Genomic DNA, 1210 nt, shown 5'->3' with positions numbered 1-1210 from the left:
CCAGTCAGCTGTCTGGTCGGCCGCTGCTTCGCCAAGGTCCGGCTGGTAGTTGTGGCTGCGCCTGAAATACCCAAGCCCATGCCCGGTGCGATCAGACCGGTTCCCAGCATCGTGGTTTCGAGTTTCCAGCCCACCCACTGGAAACTCGATGGAGGACACTTGGTTCTGGAGCCCATCCCCAAGCTGCGGTTCTCTTCGTTACTGATGATCCGCGATGCTGCTATCGCTGGCGGTGGTGCAGCCCTCATTCCACAGTCCATCGCATGGAACCAGCTTGCCCGTGGCGAGTTGGTCCAGTGGGGCACGGTATCGGGTGTAGAACCCGAGCTCTGGGTTTTGCACACCTCCAGGCGCCTTGCTGCTCCGAAGGTTCGCGCATTCGTCGATTTCATGTGCGCGAAATACCCGGACATGTCACTGGTTTTAAAGGGATAGAAGCCCACTCCCCAAGACTCGATCCGGAATTGTTTTTTGGGTGTATCAAGCGCAGAAGAGGCTGACTCCGAGCCACGTCACCGAGTTCTTTCTACAGCCGAGGCACTTCGGGCTTACGTTGCGGCAGCAAACGCGCGCTTCAAATCCTCTATCAATGCCTCGACATCCTCCAACCCGATATGCAATCGCAACACCGGACTCAGTGAACGGTCCGTCGCACTTTGGCGATCCTGGGTATCGGCCACGGTAATCAGGCTTTCGAAACCGCCCCAGGAAGCGCCCAGTCCGAACAACTGCAACGCATCGATGAAGCGCTCGACATAAGCGTCGTCCGCTTCGTTGAGCTCAAAGGACAGCAAGCCGTTACTGCCCTTGAAATCCCGTTGCCACAAGGCGTGGCCGGKATGGTCGGGCAAGGCCGGATGGAACACCCGTTTCACCTGCGGTTGCGCTTGCAACCAATGGGCGATTTCCAGCGCCTGGCGCTCGTGYACCTCCAGTCGCGTTGCCAGTGTCCGGGCACCGCGCAGCACCAGATAAGCATCGTCCGGGCTGACGGTGGCGCCAAAGGTGTCGCTCATGACCGCCAGTGGCTGCCAGGTTTCCTCACGGGTGCAGACGCTGCCCATGACCACATCGCTGTGGCCGCACAGGTACTTGGTCAGCGCCATGATCGAGATGTCCGCGCCGAGGGTCAGCGGTCGGTACAGGTAACCCGAGCCCCAGGTGTTGTCGACCGCCAGCAGGATGCCTCGCGGTTTGCACAGGGCGGCGA

The 1210-nt window shown here is 60.2% G+C and carries 2 protein-coding genes; one reads left to right on the top strand and one right to left on the bottom strand.

The genetic code is table 11. From position 1 onward, the window contains the following. Nucleotides 1–435 (top strand): LysR substrate-binding domain-containing protein (locus ACXRVY_RS30165; protein ID WP_458239094.1); only part of this gene is annotated, 435 nt, incomplete at its 5' end. Between the two features lie 113 nt (nucleotides 436–548). On the opposite strand, the gene ACXRVY_RS30160 is transcribed toward ACXRVY_RS30165, so the two are convergent. Continuing rightward, nucleotides 549–1210: trans-sulfuration enzyme family protein (locus tag ACXRVY_RS30160; RefSeq protein ID WP_458239093.1), on the bottom strand; the 662-nt coding region annotated here is incomplete at its 5' end.

This window comes from Pseudomonas sp. P5_A2_2 (genome assembly GCF_054177685.1).
This window is presented reverse-complemented; position numbering and strand designations above follow the sequence as displayed.